Origin of the sequence: Mordavella massiliensis, from assembly GCF_016901695.1 — a bacterium.
Classification (GTDB): Bacteria; Bacillota; Clostridia; order Lachnospirales; family Lachnospiraceae; genus Claveliimonas; species Claveliimonas massiliensis_A.
The window spans coordinates 1-1606 of the sequence record NZ_JACJKS010000047.1 but is presented as its reverse complement, the minus strand read 5'-3'; the positions used below and the strand labels follow the sequence as shown (position 1 = coordinate 1606).

The window sequence follows — 1606 nt, the reverse complement described above, 5'->3', positions numbered from 1 at the left end:
GAGGAAACAATCATGAAGCGAAAAATACTTGCAGGTTTGCTGACGCTTTGCATGGCGGCGGGAATGGCCGTACCGGCAGCCGCAGCCACTACGCCTGCTGAACAGGAGCAGGGCGCGGAGGGACCGAAATACACCCTGCAAGACCATGTTTTGAATGAGGCAAATAACTGGGACATAAGCGATGAACTGATTATGCCCGGCGAGAGCTTCACTATTCAATATAAGCTTGACAAGGTATTCAGGAATTGCAGTTGTGTTACGGCGGACTATCAGTATTGGAAGTATGTAACCAACTATACATTTTACAATGCGGCGCTGTATCTGGGGGATCCAAATACCAATGCCCCTCATACACCGCGTTCTGTAGAGGAATACCAGTTAAAAGACAGTGTACCGGATCTCTCAAAGCTGGAGCCAATCTCAGAAGAATATAACGCGGTAGATATTATGTTTGGCGGCAATTATGAGGAGCTCCAGAAAGAGATTGGAGACAATGAAATATACGAAAACGTAAAGGGTCAATTAGAGGCGTTAGCCAACGACCCGAGTGCGAGCGTGCGCATGAACATAGGCTATGTTAACAACACCGGCTTACCAATGCTGTTCGTAACAACAAATCAGGGTGGGCCTGTGTCTTCAGATGAGCTGGAAGACGTCGAAGGCTGGCACGTAGGGCATGGCGGGATAAGCTGGGCTTATCGTTATACAGGATATTCTAATATTAGATTTTTCGAGCCTTATTACGAGATAAACTATGAAGGCGTGGAAGACTATTTTACAGAAGAAGAGCTGGCGGCTCTGCCTAACCGCTATTATGTCCAGCGGGAAGAGCAGCAGCTTGTATTTCCAAACCCCACTCGTGCCGGTTATCATTTTAGAGAGTGGAGCGCACCGGGCTATGACGGGCTTATTCTGAACATGGACGAAACCGTCACTGTCGAGGACGGCGCGACCATTGTAACCTTTGACTGGGAACATAACATGGGGCCTTATTACTATAACGCAAAGGACAGAACCCTGACGCCAAAGTTCGACCGAGGCGATACGGTTACCTTTAATCCCAACGGCGGAGCATTGAAGGACGGGGAAAAAGCTGTCCGTGAAATTGACCTCAAAAGCGTGGAGAACGGACAGTTTTTCGACATCGGAGAGGTTGTCCCCGTGCGTGAGGGCTATACCTTTGTTGGCTGGTGCACATCGCCCGACTGCACAGACGAAAGCCTGATTGCAAACACCGCAAGCGACGAGTGGATCAATGCGTATAATAAGTATGATATGCAGGTTTACGCAAAATGGGAGAAAAATGTTACCGAGCTGACCAACTCCGACACCAACGTTTCCATCTCCCTGACCGACGGTGTGCCGGAGGACGCGACCCTTTCCGCTGATACTATTGCACAGGAAAGCGTACTGGAAAGCCGTCCGGAGCTGAAAGAGGAGCTGCCGGGCCTGCTGTCCATTTACGACATCAGCGTCCGCCAGAATGGGGAAACCTTGGAAATCAAGGACAATCCCATGACGGTGAAAATCCCGCTGAACGACCACCTGAAAGGCTACAAATACTATCAGGCGGTGTATCTGGGCGACCCATTGGAACGCTTTGACG

General features: G+C 49.8%; 1 protein-coding gene. It reads left to right on the top strand.

Annotation, left to right across the window (positions count from 1 at the left end; all coding sequences use genetic code 11):
* Positions 1-12: 12 nt before the first annotated feature.
* Positions 13-1606 (top strand): InlB B-repeat-containing protein (locus tag H6A20_RS12995; RefSeq protein WP_204907523.1); only part of this gene is annotated, 1594 nt, incomplete at its 3' end.